An 18,805-nucleotide genomic window follows, 5' to 3' on the forward strand; every position below is an offset into this window, starting at 1 on the left:
GGAGCAGATAGCATGACAGACAATAATACTGAGGCCCGTCAGCAACTGCACGCCGCCTGGGAACAGATGTTGACAGGTTTGCAGGCCGCTCGGGATGTGATTGATGATCCGGCGTGTTTTCCCCCGCCGCCTTCGGATCGCAATCTCGCCGAGGGTTATCGCTACCTCGCCGGCTTTATGCATCACGCCATCGAGCGCAGCTTCTTTGAAGACCCGGATTACCCCGCCTTTCGCAATGCGCTGTCGGTGTACAACAAGTCCACTATCGACAATGCCGACGCCATCTACTTCTATGCCGCGATCGATGGTCGTAAACGCTACCGGGTGCACGCGGCCCTGCCGGACCATCGCCACTGGCGCGGCGAACCCCGGGCGGCTCGCGGGCCGCTGGCGCCGCAGTACCTGATTTTCGAGACCCAGAATGGTCAGCTCGCCGGCGATACCGGTGACCTGCGGGAGCTGATGCCCGGTTCCCGCACCGGTTTCGGCACGCTCGATACCTCGCAGTTGCTGGTGGGCGAAAACGGTGAACTGGAAATCCTGCTGGGGCCGGAGCTGCCTGCCGGTTACCAGGGCAATTTTATCTGCACGCGCAAACCGCCGGCTTCAAAGGACCCCGGGGGCGGCGATCGCTACGCCACCTATATCAGCGGGCGGCAGCTGTTCTACGACTGGGAGCGCGAGGAGGCGGTCCCGCTGACCATTACCTGCCTGGATACCGAAGGCGAGCACCCGCCGGCCCTCGACCCCGCGCGGGCGGCAGCATCGCTGACAAAACTCGGCGACGTGGTGCAGGGACAGATGCGCTTCTGGCTCGCCTTCTACGACCGGGTACTCAACTGCAATGGCACCCACGAAGGTGACGGGCGTTATTTCATGCCGGTCAACAGCTACAACTCACCCAATGCCGCCTCCGGCGATACCGGTGGTGGCATGAGCACCAATATCTATGCGGGCGGAATATTCGACCTGGCCGAGGATGAGGCCCTGTATATCGAGGCCCGCTACCACGGCGAGCCCGTGTACACCGGCATGCACCTGGGCAACCTGTGGGGCGAGTCACCGGATTACGCCAACCACCAGAGCAGTCTCAATGGCTTCCAGATGCACATGGGTGAGGGTGGGGTGCAGCGCTGGGTGGTGGCCCATCGCGACCCTGGCGTGCCCAACTGGGTGGATACCACCGGACTGCCGCGGGGTTACCTGTCGCATCGCTGGGCCTACAGTACGCTACCTCCCGAAGATCAATGGCCGACCATCAGCGCGCGGGTCGTCAAACTGTCCGGGGTACGCGACTGCTTCCCCACGGACACGCCGGAGGTGAGTCCCGCACAGCGGCGGGCGGCGATTGCACTGCGGCAGCGGCACGTACAGCGCCGCTTCCGCGTATTCTGAAATGCGTCGGGGTTCGCCTTAGTAGCCGCGCACCATATCCACAGGGCTGAGGAGCTTTTCCCCGGCCACGTAGCGGCGCAGGTTTTCCAGGGCGATGATCATGGTGCGCAGGCGCGCGTCACCGCCGCTGGCGGCAACGTGGGGTGTGATGATGACCCGGTCCATCTGCCACAATGGGTGGTCGTCCGGGAGCGGTTCCGGGTCGGTCACGTCCAGGCCCGCTCCGTACACCTGCCCGGAGCGCAGGGCCGCAACGAGGTCGTCGGTGACTGTGCTGCCACCGCGACCAACGCTGATGAAAATCGCCCCTGGCCGCGCTTCGGCAAAGAAGTCCTTGTCGAACAGGCCGCGGGTTTCGTCGGTCAGGGGCAGGGCGTTGACGATCACATGGGCCTGCTTTGACAGCTCGCCGAGTTCATCCGCCAGTCCCACGTAATCGACGAAGTCCGGACCCTCGCGGGACGAGTTGCGGGTGGCAATGATCCGCATGCCAAGGCCGTGGGCGCGCTGGGCGACTTCTGTGCCGATGCCACCGAGACCCACCACCAGCATGGTTTTCCCTGCGACCTCACCAAAGCGCTCCTGGCCGGCGATGCCACGGTTCCAGTCGTTGTCCAGCTGGGCCCGGTGGTAGGCGGGGAGGGCGCGGGCAATGCTCATCAGCATGCCAATGGTGTGTTCGGCGATGGTCGGGCCCGACAGACGCTGGCTGTTACTGAACACCTTGCCCTCGAACAGGCGCTCATCGGCGCCGGAACAGCCGTCGACCCCAACCGGGTAGCTGTGCAGCCAGAACAGGGAGTCTGCTGCCTTAAGCAGTCGCTCAGAACAGATACCAATGACAGCGTCGGCACCCTGGAGCAGCTCCGGGTCCACCCCCCAGTTGCCTGAGCGGTCGATGACCAATTCGATACTCCCCGCTGCGCGCTTCAGTTGCAGCTCCACGTCAGGCGTATTGCCAGTGAAGCCTGCGGGCAGGGAGACAACCACTTTGCGCGGCCGCCAGCCCTTGTGCTCCCTTAAAGGCAATGCCGTCTCGCGCAGCTGATGCTCCTTGATAACCCGGGTGGCCTCCGGCGTTGGTTCCGTGGCGCTGGTGGCAACGGCGGTCAGGCCGATGGTGGCGGCCAGGGCCAGGTTGGTCATTGTTTTGCGCATTGTCCCCGTTTCCGTTCAGGTGGCTGGCATGAGTCCCTAGCATAGGCACTCCTTGCGTTGACCGCGAGCGGCAGTGCTATAGTCTGCGCACCGCAACAATGGAATGATCCCATGAAACACGCTACCGCGCCCCTGCGCGTTCTCGCTCTTGCCGCCGCTTGCGCCGCCGTTCTGTCCTCCCAGGCTGGGGCGGAAGAGGTCACACCGGGAGAGGAAGCGATAACCAGCGTGCTCGCCCGCGGCGTTGCCGCGCCGCGCACGGCACCACCGCGTGGTGATGAAAGCGAAGGGCCTTTCGAGCGTCTGGTGATAGAGAACGCCTTCCTGGTCGACGGCACCGGCGCGCCTCCGCGGGGGCCGGTCAACATTGTCATCGAGGGCGATCGTATCGCCGATATCAAGGGGGGCGGCACGGCAGGCATTCACGGGGGAAGCAACGACTGGGGGCCTGGTAGCCGGGTCATCGATGCCAGTGGCCAGTATGTCCTGCCGGGACTGATCGATGCCCACGCCCATCTCGGTACGCCCTCTCACGCGCCGGCGGGGTCGCTCACCGATCCCGAGTACGTGCTCAAACTGTGGCTGGCCCACGGTGTCACCACAGTGCGTGACGTCGGCGCCATGATGGGTCTCGGCTGGACCCTCGACCACAAGAAGCGCAGTGCCAGCGGGGAAATCAGCGCGCCGCGCATGGTGGTGCACTCCATGTTCCCCGAGGCCATGGAATCGCCCGATGCAGCACGCAAGTGGGTGCGCGCCGTGCGCAAGCGCGGCGCCGATGGCATCAAATTCCTCGGCGCCGCGCCGGACCTGATCGAGGCGGCCATGGACGAGGCGCGCGAGCTCGGTATGAAGACGGCCTACCACCACTCCCAACTGTCAGTCACGGGCACCAATGTGCTGGACAGCGCACGGATGGGCCTGGACAGCATGGAGCACTGGTACGGTTTACCCGAGGCCATGTTCGAGGAGCGTGTCATCCAGGATTACCCCTACGACTACAACTACAGCAATGAGCAGGATCGCTTCGGCCAGGCGGGTCGCCTGTGGTTGCAGGCCGCGCCTCCTGGCTCCGAGCGCTGGCAGGCGACGATCGATGAACTGATCTCGCTGGACTTTACCCTCGATCCTACCTTCACCATTTACGAGGCCGCCCGGGATGTCATGCGCGCGCGCCATGCGCCCTGGCACGACGAGTACACCATGCCCTACATCGCCCGTGCCTTTGAGCCGAGCCCCGAGGTGCACGGTTCCTTCTTCTTTGACTGGACCACGGCCGACGAGGTGGCCTGGAAGCGCAACTACCAGCGCTGGATGACTTTCGTGAACGACTACAAGAACGCCGGTGGCCGGGTTACCGTGGGCTCGGATGCGGGCTTCATCTACAAGATTTACGGCTTTGCCTATGTGCGCGAGCTGGAGCTGCTGCAGGAGGCGGGCTTTCACCCGCTGGAGGTGCTGAAGTCGGCGACCCTCAACGGCGCCGAACTGCTGGGCATGGAGGATGAAATCGGCAGCGTGGAGATCGGCAAACGGGCGGACCTGGTGATCGTGAACGAGAACCCGGTGGCCAACTTCAAGGTGCTCTATGGCACCGGGCACCTGAAGCTCGACGAGCAGAGCCACACCCTGGAACGCACCGAGGGCATTCGCTACGTGATTCGGGACGGCATTGTGTTCGACAAGGACAAGCTGCTGGAGGACGTGCGCGAACTGGTTGCGGCGCAAAAAGCGGCGGAAGCCGGGGCCTGATCCGCCGCAAGCGCCTGCCGCCTCATAAGCGGTAGTCCAGGTTGAAGCCGTACATCCGCGGAGGATTGTAGACCATGCCGGCAAAACTAATCCCTTCGAAGGCCCCGATGCCGCTCTGGCGGTAGAACTCGTCGGGCAGGTTCTTGCCCCAGAGGGTGGCGGTCAGGCTGCCGGCCTCACCCAGGCTGATATCCGAGCGGTCGAATCCTTAGCCCAGCCCGGCGACGCTGCGCAGCACCAGGCTCACCAGGGCGGACTGCTGGTTGACCCCGGTTTTCTGGAAGGTGCCGCGCAGGTGGGTGCGCAGGGTATTGCGGGTGACGCAGCGTTCCTCGGCGATCTGGTCGAGGCTCATGCCATTGGCCAGGGCGATGGCAAGCTGGGCTTCGCTGGGAGTGAAATCGAACAGCTGTTGCAACAGGCCCTGTTGTTCCGGGCTCAGGATCTCGGGCGTGCTGATGTAAACCGCCAGGTGGGGGCCGCCTTCTTCCGGGTGCACACCAGCGCCCTTGTCAGCGGCCAGTGGCTTGATGACCAGGTAGAGGTCCTGAGCCGGGTCTTCATCCCCCAGGCGCAGAGCCGGGGCCAGGGAGGGGGTGCTGCGGCCCTGTCCGCTCTCCTGCAACAGGGCCTGCAGGCGGCCCTGGTCTCCCCGGCGGAGGGCTGTCAGCTTGCCCTTGCGATCACCGATCAGCCTGCTGCTGCTCAGCAGGGCCCGGGCCACCGGATTGCATTGCAGGATACGGCCTTCGCGGTCCAGCAAGACGGTGGCCAGTTCCAGGCGGCTGGCGACGCTGTCGTAGATACCCAGTTCGAAACCCTGGCGCCGGGTCTGGTCGAGCCAGCTTTGCAATTGCCTGAGGTGCGGGCCCAGCAGGTTGAACAGTTTCCGGTCCGTGTCACCGAACGCTGGCTTTCCCTCGCCGCGCAGGGCACGCAGGAAAATGCCCGGCCCGTGCTCCCTGGGCACGTCGATGCCCAGTATTTGCACCAGGTCCGAGGGCTGCATGAACTCGCGGTAGTAGGGTGTCTGTCTCAGTTCGCCCAGGGGCACCACCTCCTCCAGGGTGATGGCCTCTCCGGGAGGCAGGTTGACGAAGGGGTCCAGCGCCGAGAAGTCGTTGGCGTACTGAAGCTGGTGTTCACTGTCGAACAGGTCGTCGCTCATGAACAGGACACCGGGGTCACCCGGTTGCGGTCGGGCGAGGTTCAGCACCGTGAGCCGGGCATCGGTCAGGCCGCTCAACTGGCGCAGGAAATCCGTCCAGGGTGAGGTTTCGCGGGCACCGTTATACAGGGCTTCCAGCAGGCTGTTATAGGTGTCCAGTGACAGGTTCATGGCGGTTTCGGGTCCGTTTTCTGCAGCGGGGCGCCTGCAACCGTATTGGCCCCGCAGGACGGTTGCCGCCGGACCAAACTACCACGAAGGCCCGCGCCTGTTACAGCGCGTACTCAGTTGAAACGATAGTCAGCTGAAGCGGTAGTCCGCTGGATCGGGCTGCTTGGTCATCTGCCAGTAGTCGATAATGCGAAAGGGCAGGTTGGCGGTGACCCGGCCGGCCTCGTTCTTGTACCAGTTGTTGACGCCCTCCCAGCCCCAGGCCGTTCCCGCGTTGATGCGGTCGACTTTGTTGTTGTAGGCGTCGTGGACTTCCTGCTTCACCTCCATGGCGCGGTGCCCCTGCTCCAGCAGCAGGCGAATACTGCGCAGGATGTAATTCACCTGGGACTCGGCATTGTGGGCGATGCTGCCTGCGACCACCAGGTTGGTGTTGGGGCCGTAGATGCAGAACAGGTTGGGAAAATTGGGCACGGTAATCCCCAGGTAGGCCCGGCCATTGGTTTCGGACCACTGCTCGCTGAGCCCGATCCCGTCGCGGCCGGTAATCTGCATCGGAAACAGGAAGCGGTCGGCGTAAAAGCCCGTGGCGCAGGCAATGGCATCCACGGCGTGCAGGGTGCCGTCCACTGTACGCACCCCCGACGGCTCTATGGCTTCGATGCCTTCGGTTACCAGCGACACGTTGTCTTTCTGCAGGGCGGCCAGGTAGGTGCCGTTGTCCTGCAGGATGCGTTTACCAAAGGGCGGGTAGGTGGGCAGGACCTTTTGCAGCAGGGCCGGGTCGTGCACCTGGGATTCGATCCATGCCGTCAGGCCCTCGCGCATCTCGTCGTTGGCGGCGCTGACCGAGTGCGCGTCATGCCACGCAGGGTCCACCAGCGTCTTGTCGTAGACGCCTTCGACCGAGGTATAGAACAGCCAGAATCGGTACCACTTGCTGTAGTAGGGCAGTTTTTTCAGGGCCCACTGCTGCCCCTTGCCCACCGCGGTGTGGTAGCCGGGGTTGGGGAACATCCACGCCGGAGAGCGCTGGAATACGGTGAGTTCCCCCGCGGTCCCGGCCAGTTCCGGAATGATCTGGAAGGCGCTGGCCCCGGAACCGATCACTGCCACCCGCTTGCCGGCCAGGTCCAGCCCTTCCGGCCAGGCGCCGGAGTGGAACAGGGGGCCAGCGAAGGTCTCGATGCCCGCGATGTCCGGCAGGCGGGGGCGGTTGAGCTGGCCTACGGCGCTGATCAGGGCGCGGGCGGTCAGTGTTTGTGAATGCCCTTTGGCATCGGCGACTTCCACCAGCCAGCTGCCCGCTGCCTCATCCCAGCGCGCGGCTGTCACCTCGGTATTGAAGCGAATGTTCGGTTTGACGCGGTAGTCCTCTGCGCAGCGGTCAAAGTAGGCGCGAATTTCGTCCGCCAACGGGAAGTGGCTGCTCCAGTCGTGATTTGGCTCGAAGGAGTAGCTGTAGCTATGGCCGTGAACATCCACCCGACAGCCCGGGTAGTGGTTCTCGAACCAGGTGCCGCCGACCCCGGGATTCTTCTCGATGATAGTGTAGGGAATGCCCGCCTCCCCGAGGCGGATTCCTGCCAGCACACCGCCCATGCCGGCACCGATAATGACCACCGGGAAATTCCGGCCGGCTTCCTTGAGGGCCGCGGTCTCCAGGTTCAGGCCGCGCTGGTCGACGCCGTCGAGGGCGATCTCCTCGCGGATGAACGCCTCGTAGCGCTCGTCCAGTTCGTGGCCGCACAAGAAGCGGTAGAGTGCGCTTACCACGCTGTCATCCAGTTGCGGCAGGCTGCCGCCCCGCGCCCGGTAGGCGGCAATGGCGTCCAGGAGTTCCTCGTGGACCTGAGCCGCCTCTTCCCGGGTGTAGCCACCTTCCATCAGTTGTTCGCCGCTGGCGCCCGCCTCGACGACGCTGATCATGCGCGGCGAGCGGTAGCGCTGCAGCACGCTGGTGTCGCCGGTCAGGTGGACCAGGGTCATCAGCAGGGACGGTACATTCAGTTCCCACAGTGACTGGGCGATGGTGTCTGCGCTCTCGGTAATGGGCTCTACCGAGGCCTTCAGGTGCTCGAGCATGCGGTGCTCCTTGGTCGATCGAATGGCGATCAAATTCTTATAGGGTTTCTTATCCCACAGCCGGCGGTGAACTGCGAGTGTGGCGATGATGGCGGCCCGGTGCGGCAGGCACATCCTCCAAATAGATGAACCATGCCGCCCGGCGTGTCATTTCCCCAGCCTGTGCTAGCATCTTTTAACCAACCATGGATTTGGGGAGAGTGCAGTGACAAAAGCATCAGACCTGTTTGTACAGGCATTAGAGCAGGAAGGCGTTCGCTACGTATTTGGCATACCGGGTGAGGAGAACCTGGATTTTCTGGACTCCCTCTCGCGCTCCGAGAAGATCCAGCTCATTCTGACCCGTCACGAACAGGCGGCGGGCTTCATGGCGGCAACCTATGGCCGCTTTACCGGCAAGACCGGCGTGTGCCTCTCGACCCTGGGGCCCGGGGCCACCAATTTCACCACCGCCGCGGCCTACGCCCAGCTGGGCGGCATGCCCATGATGATGATTACCGGCCAGAAACCGGTGAAAAAATCCAAGCAGGGGCGTTTCCAGATCCTCGACGTGGTGGAGATGATGAAACCCATCACCAAGTACGCCCACCAGCTGGTGTCGGCGGACAACATCCCCAGCCGGGTGCGCGAGGCCCTGCGCCTCGCGGAAGAGGAAAAACCCGGCGCAGTGCACCTGGAATTGCCGGAAGACATTGCCGATGAGGATACAGAACAGTACCCCATCGCGGCCTCCACTGTGCGCCGGCCAGTGGCGGAGGAGAAGGCCATCCGCTTTGCAGTGGACCGCATCGTCGCCGCTCGCTCGCCCCTGCTGGTGATCGGCGCCGGGGCCAACCGCAAGCTCACCAGCAAGATGCTCACCCAGATGGTGGACAGCTACGGTATTCCCTTTGTGACCACCCAGCTCGGCAAGGGGGTGATCGACGAGCGCCACCCCCTCTACCTGGGCTGTGCCGCCCTGTCTGCTGGAGACTTTGTCCATCGCGCCATTGAGGCGGCGGACCTGATCATCAACGTGGGCCACGATGTGATCGAGAAGCCGCCCTTCTTCATGCAGCACGGCCATATGGCGGAGGGGTCCGATCACCACGAGACCAATCCGGTGGAGGTGTCCACCGGCACCCAGGTGATTCATGTGTCCTTCCGTTCGGCGGAAGTGGACCCGGTGTACTTCCCGCAGTTGGAGGTCATTGGCGACATCGCCAACGCCATCTGGCAGATGAACAACGGCCTGGCCGAGCGCGAACTACCCGCCTGGGACTTCTCGCGGATGATGACGGTGAAGGAGCACCACGATGCCAACATCTCCGAGGGCTCGGACGACGGCCGTTTCCCGGTCTATCCCCAGCGCCTGGTGGCGGAGGTGCGCAAGGCCATGCCCGACGACGGCATCATCTGCCTGGACAACGGGGTCTACAAAATCTGGTTCGCCCGCAACTACCGGGCCTATGGCTCCAACACGGTGCTGCTGGACAACGCCCTGGCGACCATGGGCGCCGGCCTGCCCTCGGCAATGGCGGCCCACCTGGTCCACCCCAAGCGCAAGGTAATGGCCATCTGCGGTGACGGCGGCTTCATGATGAACAGCCAGGAACTGGAGACCGCGGTGCGCCTGGGGATGAACGTGGTGTGCCTGATCCTCAACGACTCCTCCTACGGCATGATCCGCTGGAAACAGGCCAACATGGGCTTCCACGACTGGGGCCTGGAATACGGCAACCCGGACTTCGTGAAGTACGCCGAGTCCTACGGGGCCCAAGGGCACCGGGTGGAAAGCACTGCGGAACTGGGTGAGGTGCTGGAGCGCTGCCTGAATACCGAAGGCGTGCACCTGGTGGATTGCCCGGTGGATTACTCCGAGAACGACGAGATTCTCAATCGCACGATCCGCAAGCTCAGCGCGGCAATCTGAGCTTCCTCGGCCGGCAATGCCCTGCCGGTGGTTTACTCAGCCCGCTCCCGGTCGGTTCCGGAGCGGGTTGCGTTGTCTCCCAGTTCACCGAATGCCCGGCGCCCCAGTGACTCGATCGCCTCGTCCACGGTGTAGTGCCCCTTCTCCTTGTATTCGTCAAACAGATTGATGTGACGATCGGATTTGCGTCCGAGCCACATCAGTTTGATGTACAGACTGTCTTCAATGGCAGGTTTGCGAATGACATCCAGCAGAAAGACCACAATACTGACCGGACTGAAAACCAGGTCCCTGATGGCGTCGGCGCCGAGTTTGACCTGGAAGAAGACCAGGTGTCTCAGAGCCGTCAGGAACGTTACCTGGGCAGTCGAGTCGTCGGGCGCTTTGAAAAACATCAGGGGATCCTTCTGGTTGGGGTCAGGGCTGGACCTGGGGTATATGCTAGCAGGGTACGGGGGAAACTATGAGGCAGGCGGTATTGGCGATGCTCGAGGCATTGCCGGACGGCATCCACGAGCGGGAACAGCAGGGTTTCAAACTGCTGTTGCTGAAGGCGGCCTGGGGCGAACTGGTCGTTGCGGAGCAGGGGGCGCAGGTTCTGCATTTCCGGCCTGCGGGCCAGTGTCCGCTGCTGTGGCTCAGCGACAACCTGAAACCCGCCCCGGCGGCGATTCGTGGGGGTATCCCGCTGTGCTGGCCCTGGTTCGGTGACGCTCCCTCCGGTCCCGCTCACGGCGTGGCCCGGACGGGGCGCTGGCAGTTGACTGTAACCGGTGAGCGCGCGGACGGGTGCTCGCTGCGCGCAGTTCCGGCGGTTGACCTGTGGCCGGGTCTCGATCCGGTGGTCTGGATCACGGCGGATAGAGGGGCACTGGAGATCAGTCTCGAGACCCGCAATAGCGGGGGGGAGTCCCTGGAGATAAGCCAGGCCCTGCACACCTACCTTGTGGTTTCCGATGTTAACCTTGTGCGTGTGCAGGGTCTGGAAGGGTGCGAGTACCTCGACAAGCTGAGGGCGGGGGCCCGTGCCAGTCAGGCGGGTGAGTTACGCCTGTCGGGTGCCCTGGACCGCATTTATGACCACAACACCGCTGTCGAGGCGATAGACCCCGATTGGGGGCGCCGCCTGCAGATCGGCAAAGCCGGCAGTGGATCCACAGTGGTCTGGAATCCCGGTGCCGGGGCGGCGGACCTGGTGGATGTGGGAATGGAGCAGCAGAAGGACTTTCTCTGCATCGAGGCGGCCAATACCGTGCTCGACCCCGTTCGCCTCGCTCCCGGGGAATGCCACCGGTTGGCGACACGAATATCGCTGGAAGAGGGCGCCTGAACGTTTGCCGCCTGGGTATGCCAGGCGGGGCGAATTCAGGGACAATAGGTGCCTTTGCCGGCCCGGAGCCGGCGATCGTCAATCAGTTGGCCTGCTCCCAGGCTCGAAGGAAAGCTTCATGTATCTGTTCTCACTCAATGCCGTCTCCAAAACCAGCAACGCCGATTTCCGGGAGGGTGAGGAGGTTCCCTTTATTGTCTATATCGATTTTGCCGACCTGTTTGGCGCCGAGCAGTTGGCCAAGGTGTTTGTCATGCGCGAAGGTTTTCGCGACGTGAAAATTGAAAAGCGTAAACACGTCGACAACCGGACATTGAGCGAGGGCCAGGGTGGCCTGGCGCAGGACCCGAAAGTCCAGGAGGCCCTGGCCAAGGGCTACTGTGTTCAGGCTTTCAGCGCTCACTGAGCGCGGCCCGCTTACTGGCCAGTGCTGGTGATGGTCACAGACAGGCTGCCGGAGTTGTCCACGATGTAGGGGGCAGCGTCGTTACCCATCAGGAATAACTCGCCCTCATCCCCTGCCGTGAAGGTGAATTCCGGCCCGATGTAGAACGCCAGCGAACCGCGGCCGATCTTGCCGATCAGCGCGCCGTGATCGTAACCGGCCACCGTCTGGCCCCCAAGGTTCTGGCACAACAGGGCGTACATGCCCTTGCCGGTGGCGTCGGTGGGATTACACAGCGTACCCATTTTCCAGCTCCCACCGGCCTTGATGCGGTAGCTGCGCCCCCGCTCTATCGCCAGCCCCGTGCCCTGCCAGCGGCTGGCATTGGCGAAGGCCTGCAGCGTGACGGTGTTGGCGGGAAAGGTTTCCAGGGGCTGGGGGTTGTCGTTGGAGTCGTATTCAAAGGTGTCTGGGGCCGCGGCACGACGGGCAACGAAGTCTTTCTCTGACGCCTGTATCCTGCTGTTGATGGCGGCCTGGCGTTGCTGCTCGGCCAGGGCCTTTTCCCGTTCCAGGGCGAGGGCGGCTTTTTCCGCCTCCAGGGCCCTGCGTTCGTTTTCCAGTTGTTGCCGGGCCAGGCGTTCGCGTTCCTGGCGTTCCTCCTCCTGTCGCTGCGCGGCCTCGCGCTCCTGTTCCAGGCGCGCCGCTTCGAGCCGCTCCTGCTCACGGCGCTCCGCCTCGGCTTGCGGATCGTCCGCTGGTGCCTCCGCTGCGGGTGGAGATACCATCGCGACGGGCGCCGCCCTGGACTCCTCCTCAATGGGGGCTGCAGCTGTCTGGTCACCGGACTGCTGCGGGGGCGTTGCCGGTTCGGCAGGTGGCGTGTCTGCTGGTAGCGCTGCCTGTGTTGGCACCGGTTCAGCCGCGGCGGGCCTGGCCGCGCCCTGTTGTAGAAAGTAGGCGCCGGCACCTGCGGCCACCAGCAACACGGCCGCCACAGCCAGGTAAATGCCCCGGCGCGATCCGGCCTGTTGGGCCCGTGGTTTGATCGGCGGCGCCGGCGGCACATCGACCACGGTGTCGGCAAGTTGCGAGGGGGTGGGCAGTTCCGCCAGCCATTCCCGTACCGTTTGCGGGCGCTTCTTCGGGTCGAAGGCAATGGCGTGATTGACCGCCCGCAGCAGGGCTTCGGAATAACCGTCTTCGGTGGATTTCAGTAATTCACCGGCGACCGGCCCCGGGCCACCGCCCATTTCGGTTTTGCTGCGCTCGACAGCATTGGTCAGCAGACGGCCGGTGATGGCTTTGTAGGAGGTGGCGCCCAGGCCGTAAATGTCGGTCCAGGGCCCTTGGTCGTTACTGTCGGATGAGTATTGCTCGAAGGGGGCGTAGCCCGGCGTCACCATCACCGTCATGGCCTGGGGCTGGTCTTCGATGGACTGCCTGGCGGAGCCGAAGTCGAGCAGCACGGGGCTGCCGTCACCGCGAATATAGATATTGTCGGGCTTGATGTCGCGATGAATGAAGTTCTGTCGGTGGACCAGTTCGAGGCCTTCCAGCAGGGGCCTGAGAATGCCCAGCAGGGTGGCCTCATCCAGCTTGCCCTGCCGTTTCAGGATGTCTTGCAGCCCTTCGCCCTGTTCGTAGGACATGACCATGTAGCCGGTGCCGTTCTCCTCGAACACCGCGTGGACCCGGACGATATTGGGGTGCTCAAAGCGGGACAGGGTCCGCGCCTCGCTGATGAACCGGTCCAGGCCCCACTGGTACTGGCCCCGGGTGTCCTCGGAGAGCGCTTCCACCCGGCTGTCCTGCAAACGCCGCGCGAACTGCTGTGGCAGGTACTCCTTGATGGCCACGGCTTTGTCGAGGTTGGTGTCGTGCGCCAGGTAGGTGATGCCGAAGCCGCCCTGCCCGAGCACTGACTGAATGACATACCAGTGGAGTTTGTAACCGGGTGGCAGCGCGCGCCCCATCTCTTGAGCGGTCATTCCTATTCCATCCACATACGTTGCAGGTTGGCGCGGACATTGGCCAGTTCGTCCAGGGCCCGGCGGTCGTCGGGAGCCTCCCGCAGCCGGGCCAGGGCGGTGTCCATGGCGAACAGCAGGCTGCGCTGCTCCACGGAGCGAACCTCGCTCTGCAGCCAGCCCACGGCCACCAGCCGGGTGCCCTGGCGAACCGGATCCACCCGGTGCAGGAAACTCGAGGGGTAGCACACCAGCGCACCCGCCGGCAGCTTGATGGCATCCTCGCCGGCGCCGGATTCAATCACCAGCTCGCCGCCCTCATACTCGTCGGGCGCCGACAGGAACAGGGTGAAGGAGACGTCGGTGCGCACCCCGTCGATGGCCGGGGCGTCGATGTGCGAGCCATAGCCCATGCCCTCCTCGTAGCGGCTGATCAGCATGCGAGCCAGCTTGCGGGGGCGGGCCGCGGCGCGAAAGACCGGGTGGGCCAGCAGGGCTTTTTCCAGCAGTCGCGTGACACCCTTGATGGTGCTGTCGGTAGCGATGCCCTGCAGGTTGTGTTTTACCTCCCGGGCGCGCCCCGCAGCGGTATGATGTCCGGGAGAGAAGCTGGCGCTCTCGATCACCTGCTCGCGGACGGCTTCCAGGGTGGGGGCGTCGATGACGCTTTCGATGCAGGTCAGCACGGGTGTGACAGCCTCCTTGCAGTGGATTCCTTAATAAGAATCATTTTCAAAAAGCCCCCGCTTTGCTATAACTGGCCGGCATCATGATGACACAAGGAAACCGAGAGCATGCATAAACGCACCAAATTGTGGTCCAGCCTAAGCCTGGCGGCACTGGTTGGAGGTTCCGCCCTGGGCGTTGCCGCCGACGCTGAGCTTGCGGCTGCGGTGGAGACCGGCCAGAGCATCGCCAGCGGCAGCGAAGGTGAAGGCAGCGAAGGCGAAGGTGAAGGCCTGGCGCAGAACGTGGACCCGGCCACCAACGACGTTGCCTACCTCTCCCAGTTGGGGCTGATGCGCGGCCACCTGCTGGTGGGGCTGGAGCTCTACCGTGAAGGCCACATCGAGCATGCGCGGATGCACATGAAACACCCCAAGAGCGAACTCTACGCCGACCTGGTACCGGCCTTCGAGGCCCGTGGCAGCGCTGGTTTTGCCGAGCAGCTGACGGCGCTGGCGACTGCGGTGGAAGCGGATGGCAGTGAACCGGAGGCGGTGGAATCCGCTTACAATGCGGTGCTGCAGGGTATCAGCGCGGCGGAAGCCAGGGTGGGAACCCTGTCCCCTGTCGCCCGGCTGCAGGTCGCGGTCAAGCTTATCCGCACGGCGGGCGAGGAGTACGGGCTGGGTGTGGTCGACGGCGTGGTCGTCAACGGTCACGAGTACCAGGATGCATTCGGTTTTACCCAGACCGCGCGTTCGTTGGTGGCCAACATGGATGCCGGTGACAACGCCGAACTGGGGGAGACCCTGGCGAAGGTGAACGGCATCATCCAGGGCCTGTTCGATGCCAACGCCTGGCCTTCGGTCATGCCGCCGGAAACCGTTGAGGCGGATGCTTCCCTGCTCTACGGGGCAGCGGCCCGTATCGAGATCGCTGCGCTCAGCCTGAGTTGAGCGCCGGCCGCCCGCCGTTCGCGGCGGGCGAGCTCTTGCAAGGGCGCGCTTTTAAGGGCAGGGCCCCGCCTGATCAACTAGTCTTTTTTCAGCAGCTTGTCGAACAGGCGCCCGGCTTCTTTTTCGACCTTGCGCTGTACCTCGTTCCTGGTGAGTTCCTCCACGATTTCACCGCTGTCTACGCCGCACCACTCGCCAGGGTCGCCGTTGAGGTTGCCTTTGCATTCCACGGGCCAGTCGATGGCAGTGAAGCGCTCGTTGACACGACAGGCCGGGTCCAGCTCGGCCAGCCCCGGCTCCAGCCGGGCGTTGAAGTCGGCCCTGAAGTCGAGGCTGTCGAGCTGCGCTGATCCCTTGCCATTGAGTTGGAGGTTGGCCAGCTCCGCGTGGAGCGGGGCCAGTCGCGCCTTGCCGTCACCCAGTTGTACGTCCACCGTAAAGGCTTCGAACGCGCTGTCTTCGGGTAGCTCGGCCGCCAGTGACTCGCGATTTGCCAGGGCCACGGTCTCGCACAGCATGCGTTCGATACCCATCCCCTCGAGGACGAGATCCTCAGTGTGAATCTTCACTGGACCGGTGAGCGCGTCGCGCAAGGCGTTGCTGCTGCGACCCTTGCTGTTCAGGTCCCAGGTGAGTGAAGCCTGGCCGGTGAGCCGTGGTTCGGCTTCCAGCGCCGCGAGCAATTGCGGCAGGTCCACTTTTTCGAGGCTGCCGCGGGTCGTGAGCCGGGCTTCGTTGTAGGCCGCATTGAGGGTGGCGGTGGCATTGAGCGTACCGCCGTGCACCTGCCCACTAAGTCGGTTGATCCGGGCGACACCATCCACCACCCGCAGTTGGGTGCGCAGGTCGGTGATCTCGTGGCCGTCAAAGCGCGCACTGTCGATGACCAGTTTGGCGCGGGTGTCGATATTGCGCAGGGCAGCCAGGGGTAGCGGCGCGTCACCGCTGTCAGCGCCGGCGCTGGATTCATCCCCTGCGACATCACCTGCGGCGTCGGTACCCGCCAGGGCCAACAGGGCCGGGGTGAAGGTGGTCAGGTGCAGGTCGGCGTCGATCTGTGGGCTTTCGAAGCTGGCAAAGCGCAGTTTTCCCGTGCCACGGGTGTCGCCGCTGGCAAGCTCCAGGGTCAGGTCGGCTACCACCCGGTTGAGGTCGAGGTTGCCGGAAGCCGAGAATTTGACCGGCTCCGCAGTGGCCCCCTGGACTTCCGCGTCCAGCGCCTCGAGGCCGACCCGCTGGGTTCCCTCATCCACGGTGAAGGTGGTTTCCAGTGCCAGGGTCACGGGTGGCTCACCCTCCTGCAGCGATGGCACCGCCACCGACAGCGACAGCGGTGCCGGGTGGCCCGCCAGATTGAGGTCCCGGGCCTGCAGCGAGTTGATTTCGATGATCTGTGGCGGTTCGCCCTTGGCGCGCATCTGCACCACCCGCGAGTCGCGCAGGCTGAGTTCGGCCACCTCCAGCGCCATAGGGGCTGCCAGGGCCAGTCCCGCGCCCTTGCCCGCTTCGCTCAGAATGTCGCGGCGGGCGGCGTACCAGGCGTCGAGCTGGGCGTCACTGAGCTGGCTGGTGTCGATGGCCTCCTGTTCCGGTGCCGCCGGCAGGGTGACCAGCAGCCTCTCTAGGGCCAGTCGTTGTATCTGTACTTCGCCCGAGAACAGGGGGAGTAATTGCACCCCGAGTTCCAGCTTGCCGGCGCTGAGGTCCGGTTGGGCCTCCCCGGGCAAGGTGAGTTCAACCTGCTCCATGGCGAGGGCGATACGGGGCAGCAGTTGCAGTTTCGCCTCGCCATTGACCTGCAAGGTGGCCCCGGTCTTTTTCTCCAGTGCCTCAGCTGCGAGATCGAGCAACTGCTCCTCGTCGACCAACAGTGGAATCAGCAGTGCTGCCGCCAGCACCAGCAGCAGTGGTGCGAGCAGGAGGAAAAGTAGAACCCGGCGCATAAAGTCTCCCCGTCATAAAAAGTGCCTATAGGTTAGCAGACAGCTGGAATGCCATTGGGTTGCACTCGCGCGACTGTGAAGCGGGTCCGTATTTGCCCGCTGGTGACTTTCCGGTAAGGTGTGGAGCCTGTTCCGTGTTGTTTCCTCCCATGAAATTTGATCATCGCCGGCCGCGTCACCTGCCACACCTCGATCACACCGATATCCTGCTGATGGGCCTGTCACCCCTGGGTAGTAATGGCTGGATCGAGCCCGATGGTGAAGCGGGACGCTATCACCTCAACAAGCTGGCCCAGCGCCGGCGTTACGGCGACAGGGTCTACAATGCACTGCCCGAATCACTGCCTGCGCAACGGGAGCTGGCGGAGTGTCTGTTGCCCTATCTGCTGCGGGAGCACGGGGACTGCTACCGTCGTGAGGGGGCGCGGCTGTATTGCCTGCCCGGTGGTTTCAGGGCGCCGGTGACCAGTGCCGAGCCCCTGTGGACAGCCTCCCTGTGGGTAGCGGATGACCTGGTGATCATGGAACCCAGGGGGGATACCCATTGCCTGACGGCGGCCAGCCTCTGCGCCGCCAGCCACTGGCGCCTGGAAGACAAGATCGGAGGCACACTGGGCGATATTCACGCGGTGATTCCAGGCTTCAACGCCACCCTGTTGCCTCGGGTGGAGCGATTCTTTCGCCACCTGCGGGTCGAGCATCCGGTCGTGCGCTTCAACTGGAGCCTGCAACGGGGAGGGCGTCTCAACCAGCGCAACGACGACGCGGCGCAAGCGGCGGACGCTGAACTCTACTACCGGGTGGAGCGGCAGTCCCTGCGCCGGTTACCCGATACCGGTGCCGTGATCTTCACCATCCGGGTGTACCTGCATCCGCTGCTCCAGTTGCAGGCGATGGGCCCCGCGCTGCCAAAACTGTTCCAGGCAATCGAGAGCAATCCGCTGGTGTTGCAGCAGTACAAGGGCTTCGACCGCCTGGAAGGGGCGCTGCAACCCTACCGGGCATTGGCCCGGGGAGCAGCGCAGTGAGCGATCTCGAATTCTGGCAGTACGCGGCGGTGGCGCTGCTCTTCGTCTGGAGTGGTTTTGTCCGCTCGGGCCTCGGGTTTGGCGGCGCGGTGCTGACCCTGCCTTTCCTGTTGATGGTGTACAACGCGCCCCTGGTGTTTCTGCCGATCATCGCGATGCACCTTTTGTTCTTTTCATTTCTCACCATTGCCACCGCGCATGTTCGGGCCCGGGACGGGCGGGCGGAAAGCACGGTCAACTGGCCATTTTTGCGCTACGCCCTGGCACTGATGATTGTGCCCAAGCTGATTGGTGTGGCCGGGGTGCTGACCTTGCCGACCAACGTGGTCAGCGGTTTCATCTTCGTCGTGGTGTCGGTGTACGCCGTGAGTTACCTGCTCGAGAAGCCCTTCAAGAGCCACAGTCGCACTGTGGACACCCTGTTCATGGTGCTGGGCGGCTATGTCAGTGGAACCTCGCTGGTCGCCGCGCCGCTGGTGGTGCCCGTGGCCGCCAGCAGGGTGCGCAAGCACGAACTGCGAGACACCCTGTTTGTCCTCTGGTTTGTGCTGGTGGCTATCAAACTGGCGGCCTTTGCCTGGACCGGGGTCGACCTGCAGTGGCGTGCGACCCTGGCCCTGCTGCCCTTCGCCGGCTTTGGCCACCTGTTGGGGCTGCGCTTCCACAGCTATACGCTGCGCGCCGATACCGGGGTGTTCTTTCGGGTGCTTGGCGGCGGCCTGCTGGTAGTCAGCCTGGCCGGCTTGCTGCGGATGGTGTTCGGCGGGGCCTGAGCGGCGTTGGGCATCCCGGGCCCGGCGGACAGGCCGGGCGACTTGCATCTCTCCGCATTGGCTTTTATGCTGCCACCGGTGGCAATGTCGGGTTCGTGCAACGACGGGATAAT

The 18,805-nt window shown here is 64.0% G+C and carries 15 protein-coding genes; 8 read left to right on the plus strand and 7 right to left on the minus strand.

Annotated features, from left to right (window positions below; genetic code table 11):
- Positions 1-12 precede the first annotated feature (12 nt).
- A complete protein-coding gene (locus FV139_RS10950) occupies positions 13-1,395 on the plus strand; it encodes a hypothetical protein (RefSeq protein ID WP_148068459.1) in 1,383 nt (460 codons plus the stop codon).
- Between the two features lie 18 nt (positions 1,396-1,413).
- Here the strand turns inward: FV139_RS10950 and FV139_RS10955 are convergent, their stop codons facing one another.
- Positions 1,414-2,553 (minus strand): D-2-hydroxyacid dehydrogenase, encoded by a 1,140-nt coding sequence (locus FV139_RS10955; protein ID WP_148068460.1) that lies wholly within the window; start codon positions 2,551-2,553, stop codon positions 1,414-1,416.
- Positions 2,554-2,664: 111 nt separating this feature from the next.
- On the opposite strand from FV139_RS10955, the gene FV139_RS10960 reads away from it, so the two are divergent.
- On the plus strand, positions 2,665-4,305 hold the full coding sequence (locus FV139_RS10960) for an amidohydrolase family protein (RefSeq protein ID WP_148068461.1): 1,641 nt from the start codon (positions 2,665-2,667) through the stop codon (positions 4,303-4,305).
- A 208-nt stretch (positions 4,306-4,513) separates the two neighbouring features.
- On the opposite strand, the gene FV139_RS10965 is transcribed toward FV139_RS10960, so the two are convergent.
- Together FV139_RS10965 and FV139_RS10970 are read right to left on the minus strand one after the other, a co-directional pair.
- Positions 4,514-5,644 carry a helix-turn-helix transcriptional regulator gene (locus FV139_RS10965; protein ID WP_148068462.1) on the minus strand — a complete coding sequence of 377 codons (1,131 nt, stop codon included), beginning with the start codon at positions 5,642-5,644 and terminating at the stop codon, positions 4,514-4,516.
- A 129-nt stretch (positions 5,645-5,773) separates the two neighbouring features.
- Entirely contained in the window at positions 5,774-7,729 is a 1,956-nt protein-coding gene (locus FV139_RS10970; protein WP_148068463.1) for a flavin-containing monooxygenase, read from the minus strand.
- Positions 7,730-7,934: 205 nt separating this feature from the next.
- Here FV139_RS10970 and FV139_RS10975 point away from each other — a divergent pair, with 205 nt between their 5' ends.
- Complete coding sequence (locus FV139_RS10975; RefSeq protein WP_148068464.1) at positions 7,935-9,641, plus strand: acetolactate synthase large subunit; 1,707 nt, start codon at positions 7,935-7,937, stop codon at positions 9,639-9,641.
- A 32-nt stretch (positions 9,642-9,673) separates the two neighbouring features.
- Here the strand turns inward: FV139_RS10975 and FV139_RS10980 are convergent, their stop codons facing one another.
- The gene (locus FV139_RS10980) at positions 9,674-10,036 is read right to left on the minus strand and encodes a hypothetical protein (RefSeq protein WP_148068465.1); all 363 of its coding nucleotides are present in this window, start codon (positions 10,034-10,036) and stop codon (positions 9,674-9,676) included.
- A 68-nt stretch (positions 10,037-10,104) separates the two neighbouring features.
- Between FV139_RS10980 and FV139_RS10985 the strand changes: the two genes are divergently transcribed.
- A complete protein-coding gene (locus FV139_RS10985; RefSeq protein ID WP_148068466.1) occupies positions 10,105-10,971 on the plus strand; it encodes a D-hexose-6-phosphate mutarotase in 867 nt (288 codons plus the stop codon).
- Between the two features lie 118 nt (positions 10,972-11,089).
- The gene (locus FV139_RS10990; protein ID WP_148068467.1) at positions 11,090-11,377 is read left to right on the plus strand and encodes a hypothetical protein; all 288 of its coding nucleotides are present in this window, start codon (positions 11,090-11,092) and stop codon (positions 11,375-11,377) included.
- An 11-nt stretch (positions 11,378-11,388) separates the two neighbouring features.
- Here the strand turns inward: FV139_RS10990 and FV139_RS10995 are convergent, their stop codons facing one another.
- Positions 11,389-13,347: a serine/threonine protein kinase gene (locus FV139_RS10995; RefSeq protein ID WP_148068468.1), complete on the minus strand. Its 1,959-nt coding sequence runs from the start codon at positions 13,345-13,347 to the stop codon at positions 11,389-11,391.
- Positions 13,348-13,349: 2 nt separating this feature from the next.
- Positions 13,350-14,012, minus strand: a complete 663-nt coding sequence (locus FV139_RS11000) for a Fe2+-dependent dioxygenase (RefSeq protein ID WP_187276485.1) — start codon at positions 14,010-14,012, stop codon at positions 13,350-13,352.
- Positions 14,013-14,120: 108 nt separating this feature from the next.
- Here FV139_RS11000 and FV139_RS11005 point away from each other — a divergent pair, with 108 nt between their 5' ends.
- Entirely contained in the window at positions 14,121-14,948 is an 828-nt protein-coding gene (locus FV139_RS11005; protein WP_148068469.1) for a hypothetical protein, read from the plus strand.
- Between the two features lie 77 nt (positions 14,949-15,025).
- Here FV139_RS11005 and FV139_RS11010 read toward each other — a convergent pair whose 3' ends face one another.
- Complete coding sequence (locus FV139_RS11010) at positions 15,026-16,891, minus strand: AsmA family protein (protein ID WP_148068470.1); 1,866 nt, start codon at positions 16,889-16,891, stop codon at positions 15,026-15,028.
- Positions 16,892-17,025: 134 nt separating this feature from the next.
- Between FV139_RS11010 and FV139_RS11015 the strand changes: the two genes are divergently transcribed.
- Positions 17,026-17,919 (plus strand): heme-dependent oxidative N-demethylase family protein, encoded by an 894-nt coding sequence (locus FV139_RS11015; protein WP_148068471.1) that lies wholly within the window; start codon positions 17,026-17,028, stop codon positions 17,917-17,919.
- Positions 17,916-18,692, plus strand: a complete 777-nt coding sequence (locus tag FV139_RS11020) for a TSUP family transporter (RefSeq protein ID WP_148068472.1) — start codon at positions 17,916-17,918, stop codon at positions 18,690-18,692. Before FV139_RS11015 ends, FV139_RS11020 begins: the two co-directional genes overlap by 4 nt.
- The last annotated feature ends 113 nt before the right edge of the window (positions 18,693-18,805 follow it).

This window comes from Parahaliea maris (genome assembly GCF_008064665.1).
GTDB classification, from domain to species: domain Bacteria; phylum Pseudomonadota; class Gammaproteobacteria; order Pseudomonadales; family Halieaceae; genus Parahaliea; species Parahaliea maris.

Bases quoted from the DNA above. Each gene is read 5' to 3' on its own strand.
- FV139_RS10985 (WP_148068466.1), top strand. From the start codon at position 10,105: ATGAGGCAGGCGGTATTGGCGATGCTCGAGGCATTGCCGGACGGCATC.
- FV139_RS10965 (WP_148068462.1), bottom strand. From the start codon at position 5,644: ATGAACCTGTCACTGGACACCTATAACAGCCTGCTGGAAGCCCTGTAT.
- FV139_RS11005 (WP_148068469.1), top strand. From the start codon at position 14,121: ATGCATAAACGCACCAAATTGTGGTCCAGCCTAAGCCTGGCGGCACTG.
- FV139_RS11010 (WP_148068470.1), bottom strand. From the start codon at position 16,891: ATGCGCCGGGTTCTACTTTTCCTCCTGCTCGCACCACTGCTGCTGGTG.
- FV139_RS10970 (WP_148068463.1), bottom strand. From the start codon at position 7,729: ATGCTCGAGCACCTGAAGGCCTCGGTAGAGCCCATTACCGAGAGCGCA.
- FV139_RS10980 (WP_148068465.1), bottom strand. From the start codon at position 10,036: ATGTTTTTCAAAGCGCCCGACGACTCGACTGCCCAGGTAACGTTCCTG.
- FV139_RS10950 (WP_148068459.1), top strand. From the start codon at position 13: ATGACAGACAATAATACTGAGGCCCGTCAGCAACTGCACGCCGCCTGG.
- FV139_RS10960 (WP_148068461.1), top strand. From the start codon at position 2,665: ATGAAACACGCTACCGCGCCCCTGCGCGTTCTCGCTCTTGCCGCCGCT.
- FV139_RS10995 (WP_148068468.1), bottom strand. From the start codon at position 13,347: ATGACCGCTCAAGAGATGGGGCGCGCGCTGCCACCCGGTTACAAACTC.
- FV139_RS10955 (WP_148068460.1), bottom strand. From the start codon at position 2,553: ATGCGCAAAACAATGACCAACCTGGCCCTGGCCGCCACCATCGGCCTG.
- FV139_RS10990 (WP_148068467.1), top strand. From the start codon at position 11,090: ATGTATCTGTTCTCACTCAATGCCGTCTCCAAAACCAGCAACGCCGAT.